Annotated in this window: 27 protein-coding genes; 6 read left to right on the top strand and 21 right to left on the bottom strand. The window is 70.2% G+C overall.

Annotated elements, in window-relative coordinates; all coding sequences use genetic code 11:
* Positions 1-19 precede the first annotated feature (19 nt).
* The 4 genes from VEB62_RS05420 to VEB62_RS05405 form a co-directional block, all read right to left on the bottom strand.
* On the bottom strand, positions 20-1,381 hold the full coding sequence (locus VEB62_RS05420) for a hypothetical protein (protein ID WP_324796440.1): 1,362 nt from the start codon (positions 1,379-1,381) through the stop codon (positions 20-22).
* A gap of 81 nt (positions 1,382-1,462) precedes the next feature.
* Complete coding sequence (locus VEB62_RS05415; RefSeq protein WP_324796437.1) at positions 1,463-2,935, bottom strand: sensor histidine kinase; 1,473 nt, start codon at positions 2,933-2,935, stop codon at positions 1,463-1,465.
* Positions 2,932-3,612: a response regulator transcription factor gene (locus tag VEB62_RS05410; protein WP_324796434.1), complete on the bottom strand. Its 681-nt coding sequence runs from the start codon at positions 3,610-3,612 to the stop codon at positions 2,932-2,934. The genes VEB62_RS05415 and VEB62_RS05410 overlap by 4 nt, the downstream gene beginning before the upstream one ends.
* Positions 3,613-3,981 carry a hypothetical protein gene (locus VEB62_RS05405; protein WP_324796431.1) on the bottom strand — a complete coding sequence of 123 codons (369 nt, stop codon included), beginning with the start codon at positions 3,979-3,981 and terminating at the stop codon, positions 3,613-3,615.
* A gap of 241 nt (positions 3,982-4,222) precedes the next feature.
* On the opposite strand from VEB62_RS05405, the gene VEB62_RS05400 reads away from it, so the two are divergent.
* Positions 4,223-4,627 carry a hypothetical protein gene (locus tag VEB62_RS05400; RefSeq protein ID WP_324796429.1) on the top strand — a complete coding sequence of 135 codons (405 nt, stop codon included), beginning with the start codon at positions 4,223-4,225 and terminating at the stop codon, positions 4,625-4,627.
* Between the two features lie 62 nt (positions 4,628-4,689).
* Here the strand turns inward: VEB62_RS05400 and VEB62_RS05395 are convergent, their stop codons facing one another.
* From VEB62_RS05395 to thiD, 3 genes are read right to left on the bottom strand one after another with little or no spacing between them, the layout of a single operon-like run.
* Positions 4,690-5,505 carry a PhzF family protein gene (locus VEB62_RS05395; protein WP_324796426.1) on the bottom strand — a complete coding sequence of 272 codons (816 nt, stop codon included), beginning with the start codon at positions 5,503-5,505 and terminating at the stop codon, positions 4,690-4,692.
* Positions 5,505-6,086 carry a nucleotidyltransferase family protein gene (locus VEB62_RS05390; RefSeq protein ID WP_324796423.1) on the bottom strand — a complete coding sequence of 194 codons (582 nt, stop codon included), beginning with the start codon at positions 6,084-6,086 and terminating at the stop codon, positions 5,505-5,507. Before VEB62_RS05390 ends, VEB62_RS05395 begins: the two co-directional genes overlap by 1 nt.
* Complete coding sequence (gene thiD, locus VEB62_RS05385; protein ID WP_324796420.1) at positions 6,083-6,886, bottom strand: bifunctional hydroxymethylpyrimidine kinase/phosphomethylpyrimidine kinase; 804 nt, start codon at positions 6,884-6,886, stop codon at positions 6,083-6,085. The genes VEB62_RS05390 and thiD overlap by 4 nt, the downstream gene beginning before the upstream one ends.
* 84 nt (positions 6,887-6,970) lie before the next feature.
* On the opposite strand from thiD, the gene VEB62_RS05380 reads away from it, so the two are divergent.
* From VEB62_RS05380 to VEB62_RS05360, 5 genes are read left to right on the top strand one after another with little or no spacing between them, the layout of a single operon-like run.
* Positions 6,971-7,282, top strand: coding sequence for an ArsR/SmtB family transcription factor (locus VEB62_RS05380; protein ID WP_324796418.1), 312 nt, complete (start codon positions 6,971-6,973; stop codon positions 7,280-7,282).
* The gene (locus VEB62_RS05375; RefSeq protein WP_324796415.1) at positions 7,279-7,836 is read left to right on the top strand and encodes an SRPBCC family protein; all 558 of its coding nucleotides are present in this window, start codon (positions 7,279-7,281) and stop codon (positions 7,834-7,836) included. Before VEB62_RS05380 ends, VEB62_RS05375 begins: the two co-directional genes overlap by 4 nt.
* Before the next feature lie 4 nt (positions 7,837-7,840).
* Positions 7,841-8,311, top strand: a complete 471-nt coding sequence (locus tag VEB62_RS05370) for an SRPBCC family protein (protein ID WP_324796413.1) — start codon at positions 7,841-7,843, stop codon at positions 8,309-8,311.
* A complete protein-coding gene (locus tag VEB62_RS05365) occupies positions 8,308-8,745 on the top strand; it encodes an SRPBCC family protein (protein WP_324796410.1) in 438 nt (145 codons plus the stop codon). The genes VEB62_RS05370 and VEB62_RS05365 overlap by 4 nt, the downstream gene beginning before the upstream one ends.
* 12 nt (positions 8,746-8,757) lie before the next feature.
* On the top strand, positions 8,758-9,141 hold the full coding sequence (locus VEB62_RS05360; RefSeq protein WP_324796407.1) for a VOC family protein: 384 nt from the start codon (positions 8,758-8,760) through the stop codon (positions 9,139-9,141).
* A gap of 1 nt (position 9,142) precedes the next feature.
* Here the strand turns inward: VEB62_RS05360 and VEB62_RS05355 are convergent, their stop codons facing one another.
* From VEB62_RS05355 to tolQ, 14 genes are all read right to left on the bottom strand, one after another.
* Positions 9,143-9,499, bottom strand: coding sequence for a DMT family protein (locus VEB62_RS05355; protein ID WP_324796405.1), 357 nt, complete (start codon positions 9,497-9,499; stop codon positions 9,143-9,145).
* Entirely contained in the window at positions 9,496-10,305 is an 810-nt protein-coding gene (gene folP, locus VEB62_RS05350; RefSeq protein WP_324796402.1) for a dihydropteroate synthase, read from the bottom strand. Before folP ends, VEB62_RS05355 begins: the two co-directional genes overlap by 4 nt.
* Entirely contained in the window at positions 10,302-10,901 is a 600-nt protein-coding gene (locus VEB62_RS05345; RefSeq protein ID WP_324796399.1) for a YdeI/OmpD-associated family protein, read from the bottom strand. Before VEB62_RS05345 ends, folP begins: the two co-directional genes overlap by 4 nt.
* The gene (locus VEB62_RS05340) at positions 10,901-11,203 is read right to left on the bottom strand and encodes a winged helix-turn-helix domain-containing protein (RefSeq protein WP_324796397.1); all 303 of its coding nucleotides are present in this window, start codon (positions 11,201-11,203) and stop codon (positions 10,901-10,903) included. The genes VEB62_RS05345 and VEB62_RS05340 overlap by 1 nt, the downstream gene beginning before the upstream one ends.
* Before the next feature lie 6 nt (positions 11,204-11,209).
* Positions 11,210-11,866 carry a hypothetical protein gene (locus tag VEB62_RS05335; RefSeq protein WP_324796395.1) on the bottom strand — a complete coding sequence of 219 codons (657 nt, stop codon included), beginning with the start codon at positions 11,864-11,866 and terminating at the stop codon, positions 11,210-11,212.
* A gap of 169 nt (positions 11,867-12,035) precedes the next feature.
* Positions 12,036-13,259 (bottom strand): acyltransferase family protein, encoded by a 1,224-nt coding sequence (locus VEB62_RS05330; protein ID WP_324796392.1) that lies wholly within the window; start codon positions 13,257-13,259, stop codon positions 12,036-12,038.
* A gap of 743 nt (positions 13,260-14,002) precedes the next feature.
* Positions 14,003-15,931 carry an ATP-dependent zinc metalloprotease FtsH gene (gene ftsH, locus VEB62_RS05325; RefSeq protein WP_324796389.1) on the bottom strand — a complete coding sequence of 643 codons (1,929 nt, stop codon included), beginning with the start codon at positions 15,929-15,931 and terminating at the stop codon, positions 14,003-14,005.
* A 35-nt stretch (positions 15,932-15,966) separates the two neighbouring features.
* Complete coding sequence (gene tilS / locus VEB62_RS05320; protein WP_524536808.1) at positions 15,967-17,286, bottom strand: tRNA lysidine(34) synthetase TilS; 1,320 nt, start codon at positions 17,284-17,286, stop codon at positions 15,967-15,969.
* 41 nt (positions 17,287-17,327) lie between these two features.
* Entirely contained in the window at positions 17,328-18,203 is an 876-nt protein-coding gene (locus VEB62_RS05315; protein ID WP_324796386.1) for a tetratricopeptide repeat protein, read from the bottom strand.
* A gap of 106 nt (positions 18,204-18,309) precedes the next feature.
* Entirely contained in the window at positions 18,310-18,861 is a 552-nt protein-coding gene (gene pal / locus VEB62_RS05310; protein ID WP_324796676.1) for a peptidoglycan-associated lipoprotein Pal, read from the bottom strand.
* Between the two features lie 123 nt (positions 18,862-18,984).
* The gene (gene tolB, locus VEB62_RS05305; RefSeq protein ID WP_324796383.1) at positions 18,985-20,364 is read right to left on the bottom strand and encodes a Tol-Pal system beta propeller repeat protein TolB; all 1,380 of its coding nucleotides are present in this window, start codon (positions 20,362-20,364) and stop codon (positions 18,985-18,987) included.
* Positions 20,365-20,446: 82 nt separating this feature from the next.
* Complete coding sequence (gene tolA, locus VEB62_RS05300) at positions 20,447-21,226, bottom strand: cell envelope integrity protein TolA (RefSeq protein ID WP_324796381.1); 780 nt, start codon at positions 21,224-21,226, stop codon at positions 20,447-20,449.
* 4 nt (positions 21,227-21,230) lie between these two features.
* Positions 21,231-21,710 carry an ExbD/TolR family protein gene (locus tag VEB62_RS05295; protein ID WP_324796378.1) on the bottom strand — a complete coding sequence of 160 codons (480 nt, stop codon included), beginning with the start codon at positions 21,708-21,710 and terminating at the stop codon, positions 21,231-21,233.
* 2 nt (positions 21,711-21,712) lie between these two features.
* Positions 21,713-22,459 carry a protein TolQ gene (gene tolQ, locus VEB62_RS05290; RefSeq protein WP_324796376.1) on the bottom strand — a complete coding sequence of 249 codons (747 nt, stop codon included), beginning with the start codon at positions 22,457-22,459 and terminating at the stop codon, positions 21,713-21,715.
* Between the last annotated feature and the right edge of the window lie 37 nt (positions 22,460-22,496).

Genomic DNA, 22,496 nt, shown 5'->3' with positions numbered 1-22,496 from the left:
CGCCGGGCGATGTAGCCGATCAGGCGGCTCGCGACGAGGGCCTGGACCCGCCCTTGCCCGCCCCGGCCACCGCGGCGCGGCGACGCACCGTGCGGGCGGCGTCCTTCGCATCGATCAGATCGAGGCAACGGGCGGCCAGTTCGACCAGCCGCAGGGCGTTGACCTCGTCCGCCGCCTCGCCGTCGTTGACCACAAGCAGGGCCTGGTCGGCGTAGTCGGTCAGGCGGTCGGTCAGGGATTCGACCAGCTTCCGGCGGTCCGACTCCGCCCCGAAGATCGAGGCCGGACCACGCACGGCGCCGACCAATTTCAGCAGATTCCGCGCCGCTTGCACGGTCTCGCCCTGGACCGGCGCGGTGAGTTGCGGCGACTTGCGGGTCATCCGGCCTGAGATCTGGACCCGCTCCAGCGGCAGGGCCTTGTCCACGGCCCGGTCGGCGGCGCGCAGGAAGGCCGACAGCTGGCCCGCGATGCTGACGCGCGCGTCGCGCACCGACTTGCCCCAGACACTGAGCGGATTGAGGGTCAGGGTTACGTCCAGTTCGTTGAGAACGTTGGCGCACCAGGTCAGATCCTCGATGACCGGATCGACGGCGGCCAGGTCCGAACCCGGCCGGAACGCTCCGATCCGCGCCACCCGCGTATTGACGCCCGCGATCAGCCGCTCGACGAATCCGGACAGCTCCGAGGCGCTGAGAAAGCCCTCCTGTCCGGACGAACACGAGCTCTGGGTGATGATCCGCAGAATCAGGACGGCGTCGTCCAGATGGGAGAACAACATCTCCAACACCCGCTGGGCGCCATCGAGGTGGACCCCGGCGCAATCCTTGAGCAGCAGGCGCAGTTCGGCGATCTGGTCGCCGTCGGGGCGTTTCAGCCAGATCTCAAGCGATGGCAGGCCGCGCCGCGCCAGGTGAGCGAGATCCAGGCAGGCGGCGAGATCGGCCAGGCCGCCCGCGCGCCGCTCCGGTTCGTGGTCCGCGGGCCAGACCAGGTCCGGTCGGTCGCGCACGGCGGCGGCGGCGGCCAGGCAGATGCGGTCGCAGACGGCCACAGCGTCCGGCCCATCGCGGTCCAGCCGGGGCAACAAGGCGGGCTCGCGCGTCGATGCGGCCTTCCACAGGCGCGGCAGGACGACCGCAGGGAAGGTCATGGCCTCGACGCCGTCGGCGCGTGGCCTGAACATCGGCAGCAGGGGCGCCATCGCGATGCCGCGGCGGGCCCGGTCGCGGACCTCGCCCGCGAGCATGTCGCCGAGTTCAAGCGCCCGCGCGCCGGGCAAGGCCACCGCCACCGACGACAGCTTCACCAGCATATCGTCGGACGCCTGCTCGATCAGAGCAGCCAGGGCGACGCGATGGGCGACAGACAGCCCCGACATTCAGACACCTCGCGACCGGCCAATCGTCCAGCCCACGCCATGCTGCCCTCACGGAGTTAATATCCGCTATCCGACGATCGCTCAGGCCTCGGCGGAGGGCAGTTCCAGGACGGCCTTCAGTCCGCCGAGCTCGCTGTCCGCGAGCGAAATCCGTCCGCCATAGGCGCGAGTCAGTTCGACCACGATCGACAGGCCGAGACCAGAACCCGGCGTGTTCTCATCCATGCGGGCGCCGCGCAGCAGGGCGGCCTCGCGCTGCTCCTCCGGCAGGCCGGGGCCGTCGTCCTCGACCACGACCACCATCTGCCCCAGACCGGTCGGCCCGACGGAGACCCGCACCCGGCGCCTGGCCCATTTGCAGGCGTTCTCCAGAAGGTTGCCGAGAAGCTCCTGCAGGTCCTGCCGCTCGCCGCGAAACGCCAGTTCGTCCGGGGCGCGCCAGTCGATGACCACGCCCTTGTCCTCGAACACTCGCTCCAGCATGACCGCCATCTCGTCCAGGACCTCGGCGATGGGGGTGATTTCGCCCAGCATCTGGGCCCGGGCGGCGGCCCGGGCGCGGCGCAAATGGTGGTCGACCTGGGCCTTCATCACCTCGGTCTGCTTGCGCACCATATCCGGCAGGGGGCCTTGCTGGGTCCCGGCCTCGGCGAGCATGACCGACAATGGCGTCTTCAGCGCATGGGCCAGATTGCCGACGTGGGTTCGCTGACGCTCCACCGTCTCCTGATTGTGGTCCAGCAGCCGGTTGACCTGTTCAGCCAGTGGCTGGATCTCGAGGGGATAGCTGTGGGCGATCCGCCCGGCCCTGCCCTTGCGGACGTCGGCGATCTCATTGCGCAGGGCGTAGAGGGGGCGAAGGCCGATCTGGACCTGCAGAAAGACCGCGACCACCAGCCCCAGGCCGAGGATCAGCAGCGCCGTCCAGGTGAAGGTCGCAAACTGGCGGGTGTCGCTGTCGATGTTGGAACGGTCGATGCCGGCCAGGAAGACCACGGGCTGCGTCCGGCCCGGCAGCTGTTTCATGCTGGCGGCGACGCGCAGCGGCACGCCAAGCGGGCCTTCGCCGCCGGGGCGCAGGCCGTCGGGATCATTGTAGCTGATCGTGGCGCCCCGGGCGGCGGCGAGCCGGTCCGGCAGCTCATCCGGAATGGTCAGGCTCTCGCCGGCCAGCGAGGGCGAACGCACGAGGATGCGCAGCCGTCCGTCCGGTCCCGGTTCCGCCACGGCCCAGTATTTGCCCGACAGAGCGCGCAGGGTGCGGTCGTCCTTGACCTCGCCGACGGTCAGTGAGCCGTCCGCCCGGGCGTTGGAGGCGATGACCACCTCGTCGATCGTGTCGCCCAGGACGTTGCCGAGCCGGCGCAGGGCCGACTCCTGGTACTGGTTGGTCAGGGCCCAGCCGGTCAGGACCAGGGCGAGCACGATCCAGGCGGAGGCGAGCCAGATCAGGCGCCGCGTCAGGCTTCGGCCCGGGCGTCCGAACCAGCGGCCCCAGGTTCGCGGCGGATCCGCCGCTCCGGTCTCGACAAGGCCCCCCGAGCCGTCCGTCACGTCCCCTCGGTCTCCCCGGGCAGGGGCGTCAGCCGGTAGCCGAGGCCACGCACCGTCTCGATCCGGTCGGGACCGATCTTCTTGCGCAGCCGGCCGACGAACACCTCGATGGTGTTGGAGTCGCGGTCGAAATCCTGATCGTACAGGTGCTCGACCAGTTCGGTGCGGCTGATCACCCGACCCTGGTGCATCATCAGATAGTGCAGCAGGCGGTACTCCAGCGAGGTCAGACGCAGGGGCTCGCCGTTGACGCTGGCGCGCGCCGCGCGCGGGTCCAGCCTGAGGCCGCCGCAGGACAGGGTCGACGAGGCGATGCCGGCCGAGCGCCGCAGCAGGGCGCGCAGCCGGGCCAGAAGCTCCTCGGTGTGGAAGGGCTTGGTCAGATAGTCGTCGGCGCCGGCGTCGAAGCCGGAGACCTTGTCCGACCACGCGCCACGGGCGGTCAGGATCAGCACCGGTGTGGTCTTCCCGTCCCGGCGCCAGCGTTCGAGCACCGACACGCCGTCGATCTTCGGCAGGCCGAGATCCAGAACCACCACGTCGTAAGGCTCGGTGTCGCCGAGGAAATGGGCCTCCTCGCCGTCGGCGGCGTGGTCCACGGCGTAGCCGGCGTCTGACAGGGCGCCCTTCAGCTGGCGCGACAGATCGGCGTCGTCCTCGACAAGCAGCACGCGCATTCAGCGTTCTCCGATCACGCGGCCGGTGCGGCCGTCCACCATGATGTCCGCGACGCGGCCGCCGGGATACTCCCAGCGCACCACAATCGTGTCGCCGCGATCGCTGGCCCCCAGGAAACGGCCAGGGCGACCAGCGGAGGCGCGCTGGACGGCGGCCCCCACGCTGACACGCGGCGCCTGTCCCGACTGTTCGCGAGACGGCCGCTCGCGCCCGGGTTCGTTGCGATCCCCACGATCCTGCGAACCGCCGCCAGCGGCGGCGCGACGCTCCTGCCTCGCCTCGGCGCGGTCGCCACGATCCTGCGCCGCCGCGGACAGGGGCGCGGCGGCGAGCAGGGCGGCGAGGATGTAGGCGGGCATCCGGGTCATGGGCGACGGTCTAGGCCCCAGGCTCTGAACGACGGCTGAACGGCGAGTGTAGACATATTTCACCGTTGCCGCCGCCCCTCATCATCCCACTCCACGCGCGCGAGAGACGGCGCATGGATGCGTTGTCATCGACATGAACGCAAGCTGACACAAGCCGTTCAGATCGGGCTCAGGCGCGGGATGGTCTTGTCCATCAACGCAGCCAGCCCGGCGGCGTAGAACGCGAAGGACAAGACCGATGATGAAGAAAGCCCTCATCCCCCTGCTGGCCATCGCCGCGGCGTCCGTCGCGGTTCCCGCAGCCGCCCAATCCTATGACCGTTACGATCGCCAGGATCGCCATGAGCGCGGCGACCGGTACGATCGTGACGATCGGTCGGACTACAACCGCGGCGGCTGGCAGTCGATCAGCAACCGGAAACATCAACTGGACCGCCGTATCGACGTCGGCCTGCGCAACGGCTCGTTGAGCCGCCGCGAAGCGAGCCGGCTGAGCGCCCAGCTCAACAGCCTGGTCCGCCTGGAGCGCAGCTATCTGCGCGGCGGCCTGACCCGCTGGGAACGCAACGACCTTGATCGCCGCTACGATCAACTGGCCGTTCAGGTCCGCATCGAGCGCCGCGACCGCGACAATCGTCGCTGGTAAGGCCTGGCCTTTCCTCCCCGGAAGGTCCGAGGGGCGTCGTCCGCAAGGGCGGCGCCCCTTTCCTATGGAACGATGCGCAGCCGACTCTCGATCACGGTGGCGGCCCGTCCGCGCAGCAGCACCCGGTCACCCAGCGTCTCGGTCTCGATGTCGCCGCCGCGGCCGGGGAACACCTGCCGGAACCGCACCGCCGCCCGCCCGAGCCTCTCGGCGTAGAGGGGACCGAGGATGCAGTGCGCCGAGCCCGTCGCGGGATCCTCGTCGACGCCGCAGCCGGGGGCGAAGAAGCGGTCCACCACATCGACATCGTCTCCGGGGTCGGCGTCCGCGCAGACGATGATCTCGCCCGCCTCCCCGGCCTCGCCCTGCAGGGCGGTCAGCGCGCGGATATCGGGCTCGAGCGACCGTACCGCCTCCGCGTCAGCGAGGACGGCCACCAGATACCGCCCGGCCCAGACCTCAACCGGCTCGGCGCCCAGCGCCTCGGCCAGGCCGGCCAGGGGTCCTGTGCGGCGCGGCGGATCGGCGGGGAAGTCCATCTCGTAGCCCTCGCCGGCGCGGCGCACGATCAGCGGGCCGGAGCGGGTGTCGAAGGTCAGGGCCCCGGCGTTGGACCCGAGTTCCGTGATCAGGACGTGGGCCGAGCCGAGCGTGGCGTGACCGCACAGGTCGACCTCGCGTCCCGGGGTGAACCAGCGCAGGCCAAACCGCGCCGGGTCGGCGGTGCGCAACAGGAAGGCCGTCTCGGCCTGGTTGTTCTCCCTCGCCAGCGCCTGCATCCAGGCGGGGTCGGGCCAGGCGTCGAACGGCTCGACCACGCAGGCGGGATTGCCCCGGAAGGGGGCGGAGGCGAAGGCGTCGACGGTCCACTGGCGCATCAGGCGATCTCCGGCTCGACGATCGAGAGTTCCGGCCAGCGCGAGCGGGCGTTGGTCACAGCCCGGTCCCAGCCTTTGGCCAGGGGCCGGCTCGGGTTCGGGCGGAGGGTGAGCGAGAAGACGTCCTCCAGGCCGAAAGGCGCGGCGATGCTGATGGCGTCATCCTCCTCCAGCCGTACTCCCACGGCGAAGGCCGGAGCCACGAACCGCGCCAGGGCCTCGTCCGTGCCGGTCAGGGCGTCGTAGGGCTCGCCGAACTTGCCCTCGAACCAGAGATGGACGCGGGCCTGGTTGCGAACCTCGACCATGTCGCGGAAGGGCGGCTCGAAGGCGGCGGCGGCGCGCCGGATGACGGCGTCCTCGGCGTCCCAGCTGACGTCGGGATCGAAATAGCCGAGATCGTAGTCACGGATGCCGTAGCCGGCGGGCCGGTTGGTCACGGCGTTCCAGACGCTCTGATAGACGGCGCCGGAGAACACCCGCCAGTCGTTCAGGCCCAGACTGCGCACGGTTGTCAGAACATGCATCAGGCCCGGATCGGCGCGGACGATCGCGGCCAGCCGGGCGTCCAGATCGCTCATCGACCTTCCCTCAGCGGCCAGCCGTGGTCGAGCGGCCCATGCCCCTGCCCCAGCCCCGGGGCCCGGCGGATGGCCTCGGCGACATAGGCCCAGGCCTCGGCGACGGCCGCCTCCAGCGGCAGCCCCCTGGCCAGCCCGGCCGCGCAGGCGCTGGCCAGGGTGCAGCCGGTGCCGTGGGTATGGGGAGTGTTCAGGCGCGGTCCCTCCAGCAGGGTCTCCCCGGTCGGGGTCAGCAGCAGGTCCACGACAGTGTCGCCGGCGACATGTCCGCCCTTCATCAGCACGGCCCGGGCGCCCATGGCCAGCAAGGCTTCCCCCGCCCGGCGCTGGCCGTCGAGATCGGCGACGCCGAGGCCGGTCAGGGCCTCCGCCTCCGGCGCATTGGGCGTCAGCAGGGCGGCGCGGGGGACCATCAGGCTCCGCACCGCCTCAACCGCCTCATCCGGCAGCAGCGGCTGGCCGCCCTTGGCGATCATGACCGGATCAATCACGGCCGGCGCTTCCGACGTGTCGAGGATGGCGGCGACCCGCTCGACCACCTCAATCGAGCCGAGCATGCCGGTCTTGATCGCGTCGGCCCCGATGTCGTCGAGCACCGCCCGCGCCTGCGCCTCGATCAGGTCCAGCGGCAACGGGTGCACGCCGTGAACGCCGAGGGTGTTCTGCACCGTGATCGCGGTGATCGCCGTGGCCGCATAGCCCCCCATGGCCGTCACGGCCTTGATATCGGCCTGTATGCCCGCCCCGCCTCCGGAGTCGGAGCCGGCGATTATCAGGACGCGTCCGAGGAGCGAGGTCATGCGGACGGGATGGCCAATCCGGGGCGACTCGGCAACCCGTTTGCGTATATTGCATTTCGGCTATATTGCTGATAGCAGATATTCATGCACGCCGCCCTGCAAGCCCTTTCGGAACCGCATCGCATGGCCATCCTGTCCATGCTGGCCGACGGCGAACGTCCCGCCGGGGACTTCGTCGACGCCCTGCCCATCGCCCAGCCGACGGTGTCGAAACACCTGTCGGTGCTGCGCGAGGCCGGCCTGGTCACGGTGCGCAAGGACGCCCAGCGGCGGCTGTACAGTCTGAACCCGGCCCCGCTGAAGGAATTGGACATATGGCTGGCCCGGTATCGCCGGTTCTGGACCGATCGGCTGGACGCGCTCGAAGCCCATCTCGACAAGGAGTTCCCGCAATGACCGACACCCTGGAGACGCCCGTGCGCCTTGGCGCGAAGGCCGGAACCCTGCGCCGCATCGAGGGCGGCTGGGAGCTGCGGTTCGAGCGCCGGCTGCGTCATTCGCCGGAGCGGGTGTGGAAGGCCTTGACCACCGGCGACGGCCTCGCCTGCTGGCTGGCCGAGGCGGAGATCGAGCTGCGCCCCGGCGGCCGGATGGATCTCAACTTCCGCCAGCCCGACCACGAATTCATGCCCGACACGCCCGAGAGGCGGCTGCAGTCGAACGAGGTGCTGGTGGTGCGGCCGTTCAGCCGCTTCGAGCACACCTTCGGAAGCAATGCGGACTCGGTGGTGTCGTGGCGGCTGGAGCCGGATGGCGAGGGGACGCATCTGACCCTCGTCCACCGGCTGCCCGAGTCGTGGGCGAACGCCCGGAGCAACGTCCTCAGCGGCTGGCACCTTCATATGGAAGGTCTGGACGACGCGGTCCGGGGCGTGCGCCATTCGTGGGAATGGGACCGCTGGTTCGCCCTGCGCGACGCCTATGCCGCCGTGCTGACCAAGGAGGGCTGAGCGCATGACCGCTCCGGTCGCCTCCGCCGGCATGCTGATCCGACGCGCCGTCCCAGACGTGTTCGAAGCCTTCGTCGATCCGGCGCTCACGAGCCGGTTCTGGTTCACGTCGGGCAGCGGACGGCTGGAGGCCGGCGCGCGGGTCCGCTGGACCTGGGCGATGTACGGCGTCGGGACGGACGTCATCGTCAAGGCGGTGGAGCCAAACCGCCGCATCCTGATCGACTGGGACGTCGACAGCGATCCCACCGAGGTCGAGTGGCGCTTCGACGCGCGGGGCGAGCAGACGTGGGTCACCGTCGAGAACCGGGGCTTCAGCGGCTCCCCGGACGAGCAGGCGGGCAAGGCGCTGGATTCGACGGGCGGCTTCGCCCTGGTCCTGGCCGGAGCCAAGATCTGGCTGGAGCACGGGATCGACCCCGGCTTCGTCGTGGATCGCCATCCGCAGGCGCGGGTCGAGGGGTGGACGCCGTGAGCGATCCCGTCGAAATCCGGGTCGAGAAGCGTTTTCGCCATTCCCGCGAGCGGGTGTTCGACGCCTTCCTCGACCCGTCCCGGGTGGGCGACTGGCTGTTCCATACGCCCGAGGGGATCATGGAGCAGACCGACTACGACCCACGTCCGGGCGGTTCGTTCGCGATCTTCGAGCGGCGCGGCGCCGATCTGGCGCGGCATTTCGGGCGATTCGTGGAGATCGAGCGGCCGGACCGGGTGGTGTTCGACTTCTGGGTCGACGAGACGCCCGACGAGCCGACGCGGGTCACGGTGGCCTTCGCGCCCGACGGGGACGGCTGCGTGGTCACACTGACCCACGATCTGGCCGCGGCGTGGGCGTCGTACGCCCGGCGGACGACGGCGGGCTGGAGCATGATCCTCGACAGCCTCGCCGGCGTTATGGACCACGACTGAGGGAGTCCCCGCATGAAAGCCACGCCGTTCCTTATGTTTCAGGGCCAGGCCAGGGAGGCGCTGGCGCTCTACCGCGAGGCCTTTCCCGATTTCGAGGAGATCCTCTTGAAGGAGCATCCCGAGGGCGCCCAGGCCGGCCAGATCGCCATGGCCAGCATCCGGATCGGCGGCCTGGAAATCCGGCTCTACGACAGCCCGCCGGTGCACGATTTCACCTTCACGCCCTCGACCTCGACCTTCATCGACTGCGACGACGAGGCCCAGCTGCGCCGGCTGGCAGAGGTGCTGGGCGAGGGCGGCAAGGTGATGATGCCGGTCGACAACTACGGCTTCAGCACCCTCTTCACCTGGGTCGGCGACCGCTTCGGGGTCAGCTGGCAACTGAACCTCCCATAGGTCAAAGCGGGCCGCGGAAGACGAACCAGGCGCCGAGGGCGATGAAGCCGAAGCCGACGGCGTGGTTCAGGGTCAGCTTTTCGCCGAGATAGAGCACCGAGAAGCCGGCGAAGACGACGAGGGTGATGACTTCCTGCATCGTCTTGAGCTCGGCCGCGGAATAGACCTGATGGCCGATGCGGTTGGCGGGCACGGCGAGCCAGTATTCGAAGAAGGCGATGGCCCAGCTGATCATCACCACGACGGCCAGCGGCTTCGTCCCGAACTTGAGGTGGCCGTACCAGGCGAAGGTCATGAAGACGTTCGACAGGATCAGCAGCACGATCGGCGCGATGTACGGGCCGGTCAGCTGGGTCATCGCCCGCTCTCCGCGAGGATCGCCGCCTGGACCGCGAGCGCCTGGACCGTCTCGCGGACGTCGTGGACGCGGATGATCGCCGCCCCGTTGCGCGCCGCCTCCAGCGCCAGGGCCAGCGAGCCGCCGAGCCGGTCGGCGGGATCGGTGGCGGCCGGATCGACCGACTGGATGGTGCGCTTGCGGCTGCCCCCGTAGAGGACCGGGAAACCGAGGGCCGCCAGCCGGTCGAGATGGGCCGTCAGGGCGAGGTTATGGGCGGCCGTCTTGCCGAAGCCGAGGCCGGGATCAAGCCGGATGCGCTCGCGCGCCACGCCGGCGGCCATGGCGGCGTCAGCGCGGGCGGCCAGCCAGTCGGCGACCTCGGCGACCACGTCGTCGTAGTGCGGGGCGGCCTGCATGGTGCGGGGTTCGCCCTGCATGTGCATCAGCACGACGTCGCAGCCCAGATCAGCGGCGGTGGTCAGGCTGTCGGGCGCGAAGCCGAGGGCGGTGACGTCGTTCCACATCGTCGCGCCGGCGGCGACGGCGGCGCGGGCGACCCCGGGCTTCATGGTGTCGATGCTGATGGGCCCGGGCCAGCGGGCGCGCAGGCCCTCGATGACGGGAACCGCGCGGGCGATCTCGGCGGCGGCGTCGACGGGCCCGGCGCCGGGCCGGGTGCTTTCGCCGCCGATGTCGAGGATGGCGGCGCCCTGTTCGACCAGCCGCAGGCCGTGGGCCACGGCCGCCTCGACCGAGGCCAGCCGCCCGCCGTCGGAGAAGCTGTCCGGCGTGACGTTGACGATGCCCATCACCTGAGGGGTCATGACGACCTCCCCTGCGGATGGAGGGTTTCGCCGCGCCGGAGCATGTCGACGAACTGCGCGATCTTCCGGGCCCGGCCGGCCGGCGTCTTCATCGCCCCGGTGCGGAAGATCAGGGCGAAGCGGTTCTGGGCGGTCAGGGTTTCGAACATCGCTTTCGCCTCGGGCACGGCGTCGATCGCGGCCTGGAGATCGTCGGGAACGCTCGAACCCTTGACCCGATAGGCCTGCGCCCAGCGCCCGTCCGCCCTGGCGGCCTCGACCTGTTTCAGGCCGTGTTCGGTCATGCGGCCCTCGGCGATCAGGCGTTCGACATTGTCGACGTTGATCTGGCTCCACACGCTCTTCTTGCCGCGCGGGGTGTAGCGCTGGAGGAAGCTGACCTCGTCCAGGCTCTTGCGGATGCCGTCGATCCAGCCCCAGCACAGGACGACGTCGATGGCTTGCTTCGGCGTGATGGACGGCGTGCCGGACCTGACCTTGTAGATGCGGATCCAGACCTCCGGCTCGCGGTCGTGATGGTCGGCCAGCCAGGTGTAGAAGGCCTCCGCGTCGGCGAAGGCGTGGACGTGCGCCGGATCGACGACCACGGGCGCCATCAGTCCTTGCCTCCGATCAGGGCGCCGATGGCCTCGAGATAGGCGGCGAAGGCGCGGCGGCCGTCCGGGGTGATCGAGACCCGGGTCAAGGGCTTGTTGTTGAAGAAGCTCTTGGCGATGGCGACGTAGCCGGCCTCCTCCAGCTTCTTCAGATGGACCGAGAGGTTGCCCTGGGTGGCCTCGAGCACGGTCTTCAGCTCGGTGAAGTCGGCGCTGTCGGCGTCGGACAGATAGACCATGATCCCCAGCCGCATGCGGCCGTGGATGACCTCGTCGATGCGTCCGAGATCGGCCAGACCCATGGCGCGTCAGCCCGTCTTCCGGGCCGCGCGGGCTTCGCGAACCATGATCCAGCCCGGCAGGGCGAACAGGGCGAACAGGGCCACGGTGCAGACGCCGAGAAACCACATCGGCTCGCGCACAAGCAGGCCCAGGGCGACGGCGGTCAGCCAGCCGCCGATGGAGCAGGCCAGCATCCAGCCTTTCCGCTTCAGGCTCCAGGCGACGTACCAGGCCGCCGCCTGGAGGGCGAAGATCACCGCCGGATAGTAGAGCCAGATCGCGAAGTCCTGGTCCCGGACCGCGCCGAAGCCGAAGACGAGGATGACCGCCAGATTGGCCATGCCGCTGGCGCTGAAGGCGGCGTTCAGGATGCGGGTGGCCATCGGGCCGTGCAGGGTTCCGACCCCGTCCTTGCGGTCCCTGCGGACCGCCCAGGCCAGCACGGCGCAGAAGCTGACGGTGATCAGGACGAGAAAGCCGAGGTTGGCGGGACCCGGCCAGCGGATCAGTCCGGTCGCCTGGCCGATGTGGAACAGGCACTGCAGGCCATAGAGCAGGCCGCCGGCCAGATAGGCGACGCCGAGCGTGAGATGGGGCCGGCCGCCGCCTTCGACGATCGAGCGCATGAAGGCGAGATCGGCCTCGGCGGACTGCATTCGGGGGTTGGCGGACTTTGCGGACATGGGGGCGATTCTCCGGAACCGGCTCGCCCTTGGGGTGGACGAGCCCGGAGCGAAGTCGGTTGTGAAGGACTGATCCATCGCAACCGACTTCGCTCCGTTGTGAGTGTGGACCATTTTTTGGATTCGGATCGAATCGATCCGAAGCAAAAATGGTCCGGGGGTTGGCAAGCTATTCGGCGGGCGCGGGGGCCGGTTGGGCGACACGGCGCCGCCAGGGCACGCGGCGGCCGTTCAGCCATCGGCCCATGACGGTGTGGCGGACCAGAAGTTCGTAGCTGAGCAGCGAGACGGCCATGACGCCGCCGACCCCGACGCCGAGCTTGGCGAACCACGGCCAGGGCGCGTCCAGCATCAGCACCTGGCCGACCATGACCAGCGGCAGGTGGACGATGTAGACCCAGTAGGAGGCGTCGGCGAGGTAGCGGCGCACGGCGCTGTAGCCGGACAGGAAGCGCAGCGACAGGGCCGTCACGGCCAGCGTCGAGGCGAAGACGGCCAGGGCGTAGAGGGCGGCCGTCGGGGCCTTCAGCTGCGGGTCGATCATCGGCGTCAGGGGCGGCACGGGGCCGCCGGCGAGCACCAGAGCCGCGGCGCCTGCGCCGAGGGCCATGACGGTGAAGACCGGCCAGAGACGCTCGATGCGGCCGAGCAGGTCGCGGCGCCGGTCGAGCAGGACGCCGAGCCCGAAGGCGGAGCCGAAGGCCGTCAGGGCGGCGGGGTTGGGGACGAAGCCCCTGTCCGGGGTGGGGATGCCGAAGAAGGGGATCCAGTCGGGGGTGAACCAGAGGGCCAGCGCCAGCGGGGCGGCCATCACGGCGGGGGTCCACGGCCCGACGAGGGCGCCGGCCAGGCGGTCGAGGAGGCGGCCGGCCGCGCCGTCGCGGTCCAGGGCGGCGAAGGGCGCGCGCAGGAGGAGGACGGCCGCGTAGAGGATCAGCAGCACCCAGAGGAACCAGAGGTGCAGCAGCGGGAAGGTCTCGAGGGTCAGCGGCGGAGGCGGCGGGCCGTCGGTCGGGATGGCGCCGCCGTTGTCGATCGCCGCCTTCCAGACGATGACCGCGATGAAGGCGGGGAAGACGACCCACCACAGGCCGAACAGGGGACCGGCGATGCGTCCGAGCCGGTCGCGGATGAAACCCCAGGTCCCGCGACGGGCCAGCATCATGTGGGCGAACAGGCCGGCGATCAGGAAGAAGCTGGTCATCCGGAACAGGTGGATGGCGAAGAACAGGCCGGAGTCGACGGGCGAGGTCTGCTCGTCCGGGAACAGCCAGATCGGCGTCGGCATGTAGCTCATCGAGGCGTGCAGGACGACGCCGAGCAACAGGGCCCCGCCCCTCAGGGCGTCGAGGCCATGCAGGCGATCGGAACGGTCGGCAATGGTGGCGGACATGGGTCTCTCCCCTCTTGAGGAGATGCGGTCTACGACAGACTTGTTTGAAATGCAAACTTGTCTTTCAGATCATCGCCGGATGAGGAACGGGAGGCTGGGCGGAGCGCCCGGGCTTCCGCCCGGAGACCGTGGGGGTAGAGTTTGCGTTTCGGCAGAAGACAGACGCTCCGCACGGTCGGTTTTCGACGGGCGCGGAGGAAAGCCCGCTCTTTGCGGGGGCTCCGCTCTGCTCGCCACGGGCGGGGATGGCGACGACCATCTCCCGGACCGGCGCGGGTTCTGACTACCCCGCGCCCTGAGCCGCCGGCTTTCCACCGGTTCGGCTTCCGCTGCCGGCGTACGAAACGCTCCGGCGCGGCCCGTTCCTTCCGTCCCCGCCGCCGCTTCGGTTCGCCGGCCGAGCGAGCCTCCCTGCGACGGGACGGGCAATAGTATGCGGCCGGCGCCAGCTGTGCGCAGGAAGTGGGGTCGAGAAAAGGTCAGAGCGTTGATGCCGCCCGGCATTTTCCGCTGAACCCGACTATGGATTCCGGAATAGTCAGCACAGCGTCATGGCTGCCCCGTCTCCTCCCTGTTGCGAAGCAATGGGGAGGGGGACCGCGAAGCGGTGGAGGGGCCGCCAGACCGAGGCGCGGCCGTCGTCGGATCGCATGCGATCCGCCTCCACCCCTCCACCATTCCGGCTGAGTCGCCGGAATGGTCCCCCTCCCCATTCGCTACGCGAACAGGGAGGAGACAGAGGCCTAGTGAACCGTCGGCTGTTCGACGTCGACGCCGTCGGAGACCGGGGTGATCGGCACGGAGACCGAGGGGCCGGCGTTGGGGAAGTTGCTCTCGTCGCGGTTGGGCGCCAGCCCCTTCTCCAGCAGGTCCTTGATCTCCTGCCCCGACAGGGTCTCATATTCGAGCAGGGCCTGGGACAGTTTCTCGTGGTCCTCGGCCTTGTCCTTCAGAATCTTGCGGGCGACGTTCCAGCCTTCGGTGACGATGCGCTTGACCTCCTCGTCGATGATGCGGGCGGTCTCCTCGGAGACGTTCTGGCTGCGCGCCACCGAGTGGCCGAGGAAGACCTCCTCCTGGTTCTCGCCATAGGCCACCGTGCCCAGCTTGTCGGAGAAGCCCCAGCGCGTGACCATGGCCCGGGCCAGCTTGGTCGCCTGCTGGATGTCGGAGCTGGCCCCCGAGGTGACGTTCTCCTTGCCGAAGATCCTCTCCTCGGCGACCCGGCCGCCGGCCAGGATGGCGATGCGGTCGACCATCTGCTGGAAGCTGGTCGAATAGCGGTCGCCTTCCGGCAGCTGCATGACCATGCCGAGGGCGCGGCCGCGCGGGACGATCGTCGCCTTGTGCACCGGGTCGGCCATCTTGACGTTCATGGCGACGATGGCGTGGCCGGCCTCGTGATAGGCGGTCATCCGCTTCTCTTCGTCGTTCATGGCCATGGACTTGCGCTCGGCGCCCATCATGACCTTGTCCTTGGCGTCCTCGAAGTCGCGGTGAGTGACCATGCGCCGGTCCTTGCGCGCCGCCATCAGGGCCGCCTCGTTGACGAGGTTGGCGAGGTCGGCGCCGGAGAAGCCGGGGGTGCCGCGGGCGATGGTCTTGACGTTGACGTCGGCGGCCAGCGGCACGTCCTTCATGTGGACGCGCAGGATCTTCTCGCGGCCGTTGACGTCGGGATTGGGCACCACGACCTGGCGGTCGAAGCGGCCGGGACGCAGCAGGGCCGGGTCGAGCACGTCGGGCCGGTTGGTGGCGGCGATCAGGATGATGCCTTCGTTGGATTCGAAGCCGTCCATCTCGACCAGCAGCTGGTTGAGGGTCTGCTCGCGCTCGTCATTGCCGCCGCCGAGGCCGGCGCCGCGGTGACGGCCGACGGCGTCGATCTCATCGATGAAGATGATGCAGGGGGCGTTCTTCTTGGCCTGTTCGAACATGTCGCGGACGCGGCTGGCGCCGACGCCGACGAACATCTCGACGAAGTCCGAGCCCGAGATCGAGAAGAAGGGCACGCCGGCCTCGCCGGCCACGGCGCGGGCCAGCAGGGTCTTGCCGGTGCCGGGAGGGCCGACCAGCAGGGCGCCCTTGGGGATCTTGCCGCCCAGCTTCTGGAACTTGGCCGGATCCTTGAGGAAGTCGACGACCTCCTGCAGCTCCTCCTTGGCCTCGTCCACGCCGGCGACGTCGTCGAAGGTCTTGCGGCCCTTGTGCTCGGTCAGCAGCTTGGCCTTGGACTTGCCGAAGCCCATGGCCCCGCGCGCGCCGCCCTGCATCTGGCGCATGATCAGCACCCACAGGCCGATGATCAGCACGAACGGCAGCAGGCCGATCAGGATGCTGACGATCATCGGCTGGCGCGTGTTCTTGACGTCGACCTGGGCGCCAGACTTCTGGAGGCTCTCGACCAGGTCGCCGTTCGGGACCGGGGTGATGACGGTGAAGCTCTTGTTGTCCCGGGTCTTGACCAGCAGCGTCTCATTGCGGACCTCGACCGAGGCGATGGCGCGGGCCTCGCGGGCCGTGATCAGCTGCGAATAGCTCATCGGCTGGGGACGGGCGGAGGCCGCCTTCTGCCCCGGCGTCGTCATCGCGCCGCCGCGGTCCACCGCCACATAGAAGGCGAGCGCTCCCAGGATGACGGCGCCCCAGATGGCCAGATTGCGAAGATTCATTCTCGTCTCGATCCCTGGAAGCGCGGCGCGCTTCCCTATTCGGTGATGTCAGCGCCAGAAAATAGGTGGTTCCGGGGCGTAGCGCCATGCGCGCGCGGCTCCAGCTCCGTCTCGTGCGTCATTCGGTCCAGCGCAAGCGCCAGTCTCTCCTCGACCAGCGACCGCGTCATGGCCGCGGTTCCTGCAAGAACCGGCGCAGTCCCGCCGTTCCGGATCAGCACAGGCCAGCCGCCGCGCGCCGCCGGCGGCAGGGCGTTGAGCCGGGCCCGGTCGGCCTTTGACAACGCGGCCATTCGCCCGGCGGCGGCCGCGACGCTCCAGCCGGGTTCGGCGATGGTGACCGCCCAGCGCCCGTCCCAGACCGTCTCCTCGCCCGGCGTCAGCGGCAGGGGCGGCGCGGGGCGGCGGGCGAATTCGCCGGCCTCGCGGGTCACGAGGACTTGATCGGGGCCGGCCCCGATCCGGGCCCCGCACAGGGTGGCGGTGAAGACATCCCCCGCCCTGAGCCGGGCCAGCAGCCGCTCGAGCCGGTCGCCGCGCGGAGGCCGGTCGGAGCCGCCGGCGCAGACGAGGACGGCGGCGAGGGTGAAGGCATCGACATGCCGATCCAATTTCAACGCCCCCTCTCCCAATGGGAGAGGGCTTGAGCGCACGGCGGCGAAGCCGTCGTTCTGGCGCTCAAGGGTGAGGGGCGGCTGCCCGGGGACGGCTTCGCCGCTCAAGCAGTCGACCCTCATCCGCCCCTCCGGGGCACCTTCTCCCAATGGGAGAAGGGAACGACGTGCACGGCTCCGCGCGTACCGCAGGTCCTCGTTGGCCGGATCGTCGATCCAGTCCGCGCCCCGCTCCGTCAGCCAGGCGCGCAGGTCGCCCCGCCCGACGTCCAGCATCGGCCGCAGCAGCATCAGGCCCCGGCCCGCGGGCCAGGCCGGCGACGGCGACCAGTCGCGCAGCCGGCCCAGGGTCGAGCCTTCGGCCCGCATCAGGTCGGCTTCGGCCACGTCGTCGGCGGTGTGGGCGAACAGGACGACCCGGGCCCCCTGCTCCCGGGCGGCGTCGGCGATCAGGCGGTGGCGGGCGGCGCGGGCGGCGGCGGGCAGGCCGGTCGCCGGCTTCGGCCCGCGCCAAGACAGGCCCCGCCAGTCGGCGCCGGCGGCGTGGGCGACGTCGCGGGCGAAGGCGGTCCAGCGGGCGCTGTCGGGATTCAGGCCGTGGTCGACCGTGAGGGCCAGCAGGGACCGGCCGTTGGCGCGGGCCCACCCGGACGCGACATCGAGCAGGGCGACGGAGTCGCCGCCGCCGGACAGGGCGAGGGCGACGGGGCGGTCCGAATGAATCTCAAGCCGGGCGGTCAGCCGTTCGCGGACCGGGGCGATCCAGGCCGGGGCGATGGGGCTCAGCCGGCTCTCCGGGCCGCCGGACAGGCGAAGCGGGTGCGCAGCTCGCCGGCGCGGGTGCGCAGGGCGGCGCTGCCGGCGGCGGCGTAGCGCCGGTCGAACTCGCCCAGGGCGGTGCAGGCCTGGGTCTTGCGGTCGGAGGCGTTCAGGGCCGTGGCCAGCTCGAGCACGGTCCCGCCCGCCCACGGCGCGGTCGGCCAGCCCTCGAGGGCCGCCGCGTAGAAGGACACGGCGCCGGCGTGGTCGCCGGCCGAGACGCGCAGATCGCCGAGGCGGGCGTTGGCCTCGCGGGCCTGGGGCGTATCCGGCCAGGCGAGCGCCACGGTCTGCAGGGCGCGGTCGCCCATGGCGGGATCGGAGGCCGCCAGCCGCACGGCGGCGGCAAGGTCCCGGGCCGCGTCGCCGGTCGGGGACGTCGAGCTGATCGGGGCGTTGAGCTCGGCCTCGCGCTCGGCGGCGGCGGCGATGTCGCGCAGCCGGGTCTCGGCCGTGCGCAGCCGGGTGTTGAGGGCGGCGTTGTCGCGCGTGGTCTCGTCCAGCTGGAAGGTCAGCCGCTCGAGGTCGCCGTTGACACGCTGCAGGGTGGCCTCGAGATCGGTCAGGCGGCGATCCATGATGGTTACCCGTCCGGTCAGGGCGACGACCTCGGGATCCGGCTCGACGATCACCGGCTGGCCGGCGGCGTTCCTCTGGGTCAGGGCCCGCTCGATGCGGCGGACGTTGCGGTCCAGCTGGTCCAGCCGGCGCTTGTCCCACTGGATCGGCTCCATGGGCGTGGTCTGGGCCACGACCGTGGTCGTGCCGAGGATGAGGGCGACGCCCAGCACGGTGACGAGGGCGTTCTTCGAACGGAGGGCGGGGGGCAGCGTCAGCATGGTTGTTTTCGTCCCACCGATTTGAGGCCGCCGCAAGGCCGTGCGCCGGTCATGAGAAAGGGCGGCCGTGGCGCGGCCGCCCCTCCGATAGTCACCCGCGATCGGATCAGCGCGTGGCGCCGCTGACGATGGCGGTGTGGGCGTTGCGGTTGCGGGCCCAGGCTTCCTCGTTGGAGCCGGCCGCGATCGGCCGTTCCTTGCCGTAGCTGATGGTGTCGATACGGGCGGCCGAGACGCCGCGCTGGACCAGATAGCTGCGCACCGACTCGGCGCGGCGGGCGCCGAGGGCGAGGTTGTACTCGCGGGTGCCGCGCTCGTCGGCATTGCCCTCGATCCGGACCGTGACCGACGGATAGCGCTGCAGCCACGCCGCCTGGGCGTCCATGCGCGGGAAGGCGTCGGGGCGGATCTCATAGCTGTCGAGGTCGAAATAGACCCGGTCGCCGATGTTGACGACGAAGTCCTGCTCGGACCCCGGCGCGCCGGCGCCCAGGCTGCCGCCGTCGACCGGACCCGTGGGGGCGGTCGGATACTGCGGTCCGACCACCGGCACGGTCTCGCCGGTGGCCGAGTCGACCGGGCGGCGCGGGGTGCAGGCGGCGATCGCCGTCACGGCGACGCCCACGGCGGCCAGACGAACGAGGGTCGAGGTCTTCATCATCGGTTGTCTCCTGGTGCGAGGCCTCGGCCTCCAGCTTTGCTATAATCGTCGGGTACTGCCGCGCCAGCGATTTCGCCAGTCGCGATAACGCGGAATTGAGCCCAAAGGCTCCGCTTGAACTCAGGTGGAGCAGCTGTCGGGGCCGCCGCCTCCGAGGTTGGAGGGCTGTTCGTCCAGCAGGGGCGACCAGGCCGGGTCGGTGCCGCGGCCGGCGTAGCCCGCCTGGCTGACCACCCGCCCGGACAGGTCCACGGTCCACAGGCGGGTGTCCCCGCCCGGCGACTGGCGCGCGAACATGATGTAGCGGCCGTTCGGGGCCCACGAGGGCCCTTCCTCGAAATAGCTGGACGACAGGATGCGCTCGCCCGTGCCGTCGGGGGCCATGACACCGGTCGAGAACCGCCCGCCGCCCTGTTTGGTGAAGGCGATCAGGTCGCCGCGCGGGCTCCAGTTCGGGGCGGTGTAGATGCCGCCGCCGCGGGAGATCGGGCGCTGGCCCGAGCCGTCGGCGCGCATGACGTAGAGCCGCGCCGAGCCCGAGCGGTCCGAGGTGAAGACGATCTGGCTGTTGTCCGGGCTGAACGACGGCGAGGTGTCGATGGCCGGATCGTTGGTCAGGCGGCGCACCTGCCGGCTGGCCAGATCCATCACATAGACGTCGGTGTTGCCGCCGCGAATGATCGAGAAGGCCATCCGGGAGCCGTCGTTGGAGAAGCGCGGGGCCAGCACCTGGCCGTCGAACTCGCCCAGCGACTCCCGGCGGCCGGTCGACAGGTTGAACAGGTAGATGCGGCTGTAGTCCTTGCCCAGCGCCACATAGGTGATCTCGTTGGGGTCGTTGAGCGAGAAGCGCGGCGACATGATGATCTCGTCGCCCTGGGTCAGGTAGACGGGGTCGAAGCCGTCCTGGTCCGAGATGGCGAGTCGCGACAGGCGGTTCAGCTGGGTGCCGCTCTCGGAGACGAACAGCACGCGGCTGTCGAAGAAGCCCGTCTCGCCGGTCATGCGCTGGTAGACCAGGTCGGCGATCTTGTGCCCGATCCGGCGCCATTGCTCGGGCGTGGCGGTGAATCGGTAGGAGACCAGCTGGCACTGGCGGTAGGGGTCGTAGAGGCGGAAGCCGAAGTCGTTGCGCCCGTCGGGCCGCGGCGTCACCGAACCGTAGAGCACCGCCTGCGCCCCGATCGAGGTCCACTGCGGGAAGTTGGGGGCGTTGGCGAGGGTCAGGCCGGTCTCGACGAAGCTGGCCGGATCCAGCGGCTCGAAATAGCCGGAGCGGCGCAGGTCGGCGCGGATCACGCCGGACAGGTCGGCGCCGTTCTGGCCGTCGAAGGTGGCGACGGCGATCTGGAAGGGGCGGAGGTTGGCCTCCGTGATGTCATAGACCTGCTGCTGCCCACCCGGCGTCTGCGGCCCGCCCTGCACCTGCGCGAACAGCGGGGTCGCGGCCACGGTGACGCCAAGGACGGCGAGAAGCTTCAGGGCGATCAGAGGTCTCATAAGGTTCCGGTCCGTTGATAGATCAGAGCGTCACACAGAGTCGGCACAATGAGGCGACTTTCGGGCTGCGGAGCCCTGATGACTATTGATTTGCACATACGACGTCAGCCCTGAAGCGGAAGCTGAGGGTCTGCTCCGTCCATCCCTCCGGCAAGCGGAACGGTTGGGCCGCCGCGATGGCGCGCTGCATGGTGTCGACCGCGCTTCGCCAGGCGGCGCCGCTGCCCTGGGCCGAGAAGTCCGGGCCGTCCGTCACCCGCCCGTTGGCGCCGATCCGCATGGTGACCGGCACAATGAGGTCGCGGGCGCCGGGCAGATCGCATTGGAAGTCCCAGCGAGAACTGATCTGGCCCGAAATGTTCTGGATCTGCGGCCCGGTCGCACGACCGGCCGCGCCGTTCCCGCGGTCTCCGCTCGGCGGGCGCGGCGGGCGTGACGGAGCGGGTGACGTGGTCGGCCGTTTCGCGAGGGCGCCGAGGTCCAGCGAGTCCTCGCGCGGCGGCGTCGGCCGCGGAGGCGTCGGTCGGGACGGCGTCGGCCGGGGCGGCGTCGTCTTCTGCGGCGGACGGAGAGTCGGCGACGGCGCGGGACGCGGCGGGGGCGGAGTCCGCGGCGTGGGGACCGGCGTGGGCGGTTCCGGCTCGGCGACGTCCGCAGGCGCCTCGGCGGCCGGTTCATCGGAGGGTGCATCAGCCGGTCCGGCCGGGACAACCATCTCGGAAATGATCGATACCGGCACGCTGTTGGTCACCGGCAAGGACGCCCGCTCGCGCGGGCTCAGGCTCAGGGCCAGCACGACGGCCCCGACCACCATGAAGTGGACGACGATCGAACCGATCAGAGCCGAGCCGGGACGCTCCAAGGTGTCACTCCTCCCCGGAGGCGGCCGGCAGGGACGAGACCCCGGAGGTGTCGGTGATCAGGTTCAGCTTGGTGAAGCCGGAGGTCGAAAGGCGCGCCATCACGCGCGCCACCGCCTGGTAGGGCGCCCGCCCGTCGGCCCGCACGAAGACGGGCTTGGTCGTCGCATCAGGGCCGCCCTCCTCCGACACGTGCTCGACCAGCCGCTCCCAGGAGGTCGCGCCCTCGCCGACGAAGATCGCGCCGTTGCGGTCGATCGAGACCGTCACCGGCTGTTCGGACACGTCGACCGCGCTGGCCTCGGTCCTGGGCAGTTCGACCTCGACGCCGGTGGTCAGCAGCGGGGCCGAGATCATGAAGATGATCAGCAGCACCAGCATCACGTCGACCAGCGGCGTGATGTTGATCTCGCTGAGGGGCCGCTTGCGGGCCCGTCTGCGGCCCCGGACGTGTCCGCCCGCGCCACCCGTTCCGCCCATGGCCATGCTCAGAGCTCCCGGCGGCTGTAGTCGGCCGAAGTCTGCGGCGACGGGCTGGCCGGGCCGCCCAGCCGGCGCGCCACGGCGGCCTGGAGATCGTCGGCGAAACTCTCCAGCCGGCCGGTGAACTTGCCCGCGTCGATCGAGAATTTGTTGTAGGCCATATAGGCGGGGATGGCGGCGGCGAGGCCGAGCGCGGTGGCGAACAAAGCCTCCGAGATGGCGGGGGCCACGGTGGCCAGGTTGGTGTTCTGCGCGGCGGCGATGGCCCCGAAGGCGTTCATGATGCCCCAGACCGTGCCGAACAGGCCGATGAAGGGTGACGAGGTCGCGACCACCGACAGGACGCCGAGGCCGGCCTCGACCCGCTGACCCTCGCGCGCGATCAGGCTGTCGAGGGCCCGGTCGATGCGCGCCATCAGCATATTGCCCTGCCCTTCGGTCAGCGGCCCGCGCGTGCGGGCCTCGCGCCAGTCGCTCAGGGCGATGACCAGCATGCGCGGCAGCGGATGGACGGGATCCGGCCCGGCCTGCGAGGCGATCTCCTCGAGCGGGCGGCCGGAACCCACGGCCTTCTCGAACGCCGTGGCCTGGCTGTTCAACGTGGCGAAGCGGACCGCCTTGTCGATGATCACGGCCCACGACCACAGCGAGGCGACGGCAAGTCCGACCATGATGACCTGCACGACAATATCGGCCTGCATGAACAGGGTCACGGGATTCAGCATCGTCGATGCGTCGGCGGCGGTGGTCATTCGGTCGTCCTCTTTCGTCCGGGCGTCCTGTGCACCG

Source organism: Brevundimonas sp., assembly GCF_035626975.1.
GTDB lineage: Bacteria > Pseudomonadota > Alphaproteobacteria > Caulobacterales > Caulobacteraceae > Brevundimonas.
The sequence above is the reverse complement of the archived record's forward strand: the minus strand, read 5'-3'. Positions and strand labels throughout refer to the sequence as shown.

Bases quoted from the DNA above. Each gene is read 5' to 3' on its own strand.
- VEB62_RS05380 (WP_324796418.1), top strand. From the start codon at position 6,971: ATGCACGCCGCCCTGCAAGCCCTTTCGGAACCGCATCGCATGGCCATC.
- VEB62_RS05400 (WP_324796429.1), top strand. From the start codon at position 4,223: ATGAAGAAAGCCCTCATCCCCCTGCTGGCCATCGCCGCGGCGTCCGTC.
- ftsH (WP_324796389.1), bottom strand. From the start codon at position 15,931: ATGAATCTTCGCAATCTGGCCATCTGGGGCGCCGTCATCCTGGGAGCG.
- VEB62_RS05405 (WP_324796431.1), bottom strand. From the start codon at position 3,981: ATGACCCGGATGCCCGCCTACATCCTCGCCGCCCTGCTCGCCGCCGCG.
- VEB62_RS05360 (WP_324796407.1), top strand. From the start codon at position 8,758: ATGAAAGCCACGCCGTTCCTTATGTTTCAGGGCCAGGCCAGGGAGGCG.
- VEB62_RS05370 (WP_324796413.1), top strand. From the start codon at position 7,841: ATGACCGCTCCGGTCGCCTCCGCCGGCATGCTGATCCGACGCGCCGTC.
- tolQ (WP_324796376.1), bottom strand. From the start codon at position 22,459: ATGACCACCGCCGCCGACGCATCGACGATGCTGAATCCCGTGACCCTG.
- VEB62_RS05355 (WP_324796405.1), bottom strand. From the start codon at position 9,499: ATGACCCAGCTGACCGGCCCGTACATCGCGCCGATCGTGCTGCTGATC.
- VEB62_RS05410 (WP_324796434.1), bottom strand. From the start codon at position 3,612: ATGCGCGTGCTGCTTGTCGAGGACGACGCCGATCTGTCGCGCCAGCTG.
- VEB62_RS05295 (WP_324796378.1), bottom strand. From the start codon at position 21,710: ATGGCCATGGGCGGAACGGGTGGCGCGGGCGGACACGTCCGGGGCCGC.
- VEB62_RS05330 (WP_324796392.1), bottom strand. From the start codon at position 13,259: ATGTCCGCCACCATTGCCGACCGTTCCGATCGCCTGCATGGCCTCGAC.
- VEB62_RS05390 (WP_324796423.1), bottom strand. From the start codon at position 6,086: ATGAGCGATCTGGACGCCCGGCTGGCCGCGATCGTCCGCGCCGATCCG.
- VEB62_RS05315 (WP_324796386.1), bottom strand. From the start codon at position 18,203: ATGCTGACGCTGCCCCCCGCCCTCCGTTCGAAGAACGCCCTCGTCACC.
- VEB62_RS05335 (WP_324796395.1), bottom strand. From the start codon at position 11,866: ATGTCCGCAAAGTCCGCCAACCCCCGAATGCAGTCCGCCGAGGCCGAT.
- pal (WP_324796676.1), bottom strand. From the start codon at position 18,861: ATGAAGACCTCGACCCTCGTTCGTCTGGCCGCCGTGGGCGTCGCCGTG.
- VEB62_RS05345 (WP_324796399.1), bottom strand. From the start codon at position 10,901: ATGGCGCCCGTGGTCGTCGATCCGGCGCACGTCCACGCCTTCGCCGAC.
- folP (WP_324796402.1), bottom strand. From the start codon at position 10,305: ATGACCCCTCAGGTGATGGGCATCGTCAACGTCACGCCGGACAGCTTC.
- thiD (WP_324796420.1), bottom strand. From the start codon at position 6,886: ATGACCTCGCTCCTCGGACGCGTCCTGATAATCGCCGGCTCCGACTCC.
- VEB62_RS05395 (WP_324796426.1), bottom strand. From the start codon at position 5,505: ATGCGCCAGTGGACCGTCGACGCCTTCGCCTCCGCCCCCTTCCGGGGC.
- tolB (WP_324796383.1), bottom strand. From the start codon at position 20,364: ATGAGACCTCTGATCGCCCTGAAGCTTCTCGCCGTCCTTGGCGTCACC.
- VEB62_RS05340 (WP_324796397.1), bottom strand. From the start codon at position 11,203: ATGGGTCTGGCCGATCTCGGACGCATCGACGAGGTCATCCACGGCCGC.
- VEB62_RS05375 (WP_324796415.1), top strand. From the start codon at position 7,279: ATGACCGACACCCTGGAGACGCCCGTGCGCCTTGGCGCGAAGGCCGGA.
- VEB62_RS05420 (WP_324796440.1), bottom strand. From the start codon at position 1,381: ATGTCGGGGCTGTCTGTCGCCCATCGCGTCGCCCTGGCTGCTCTGATC.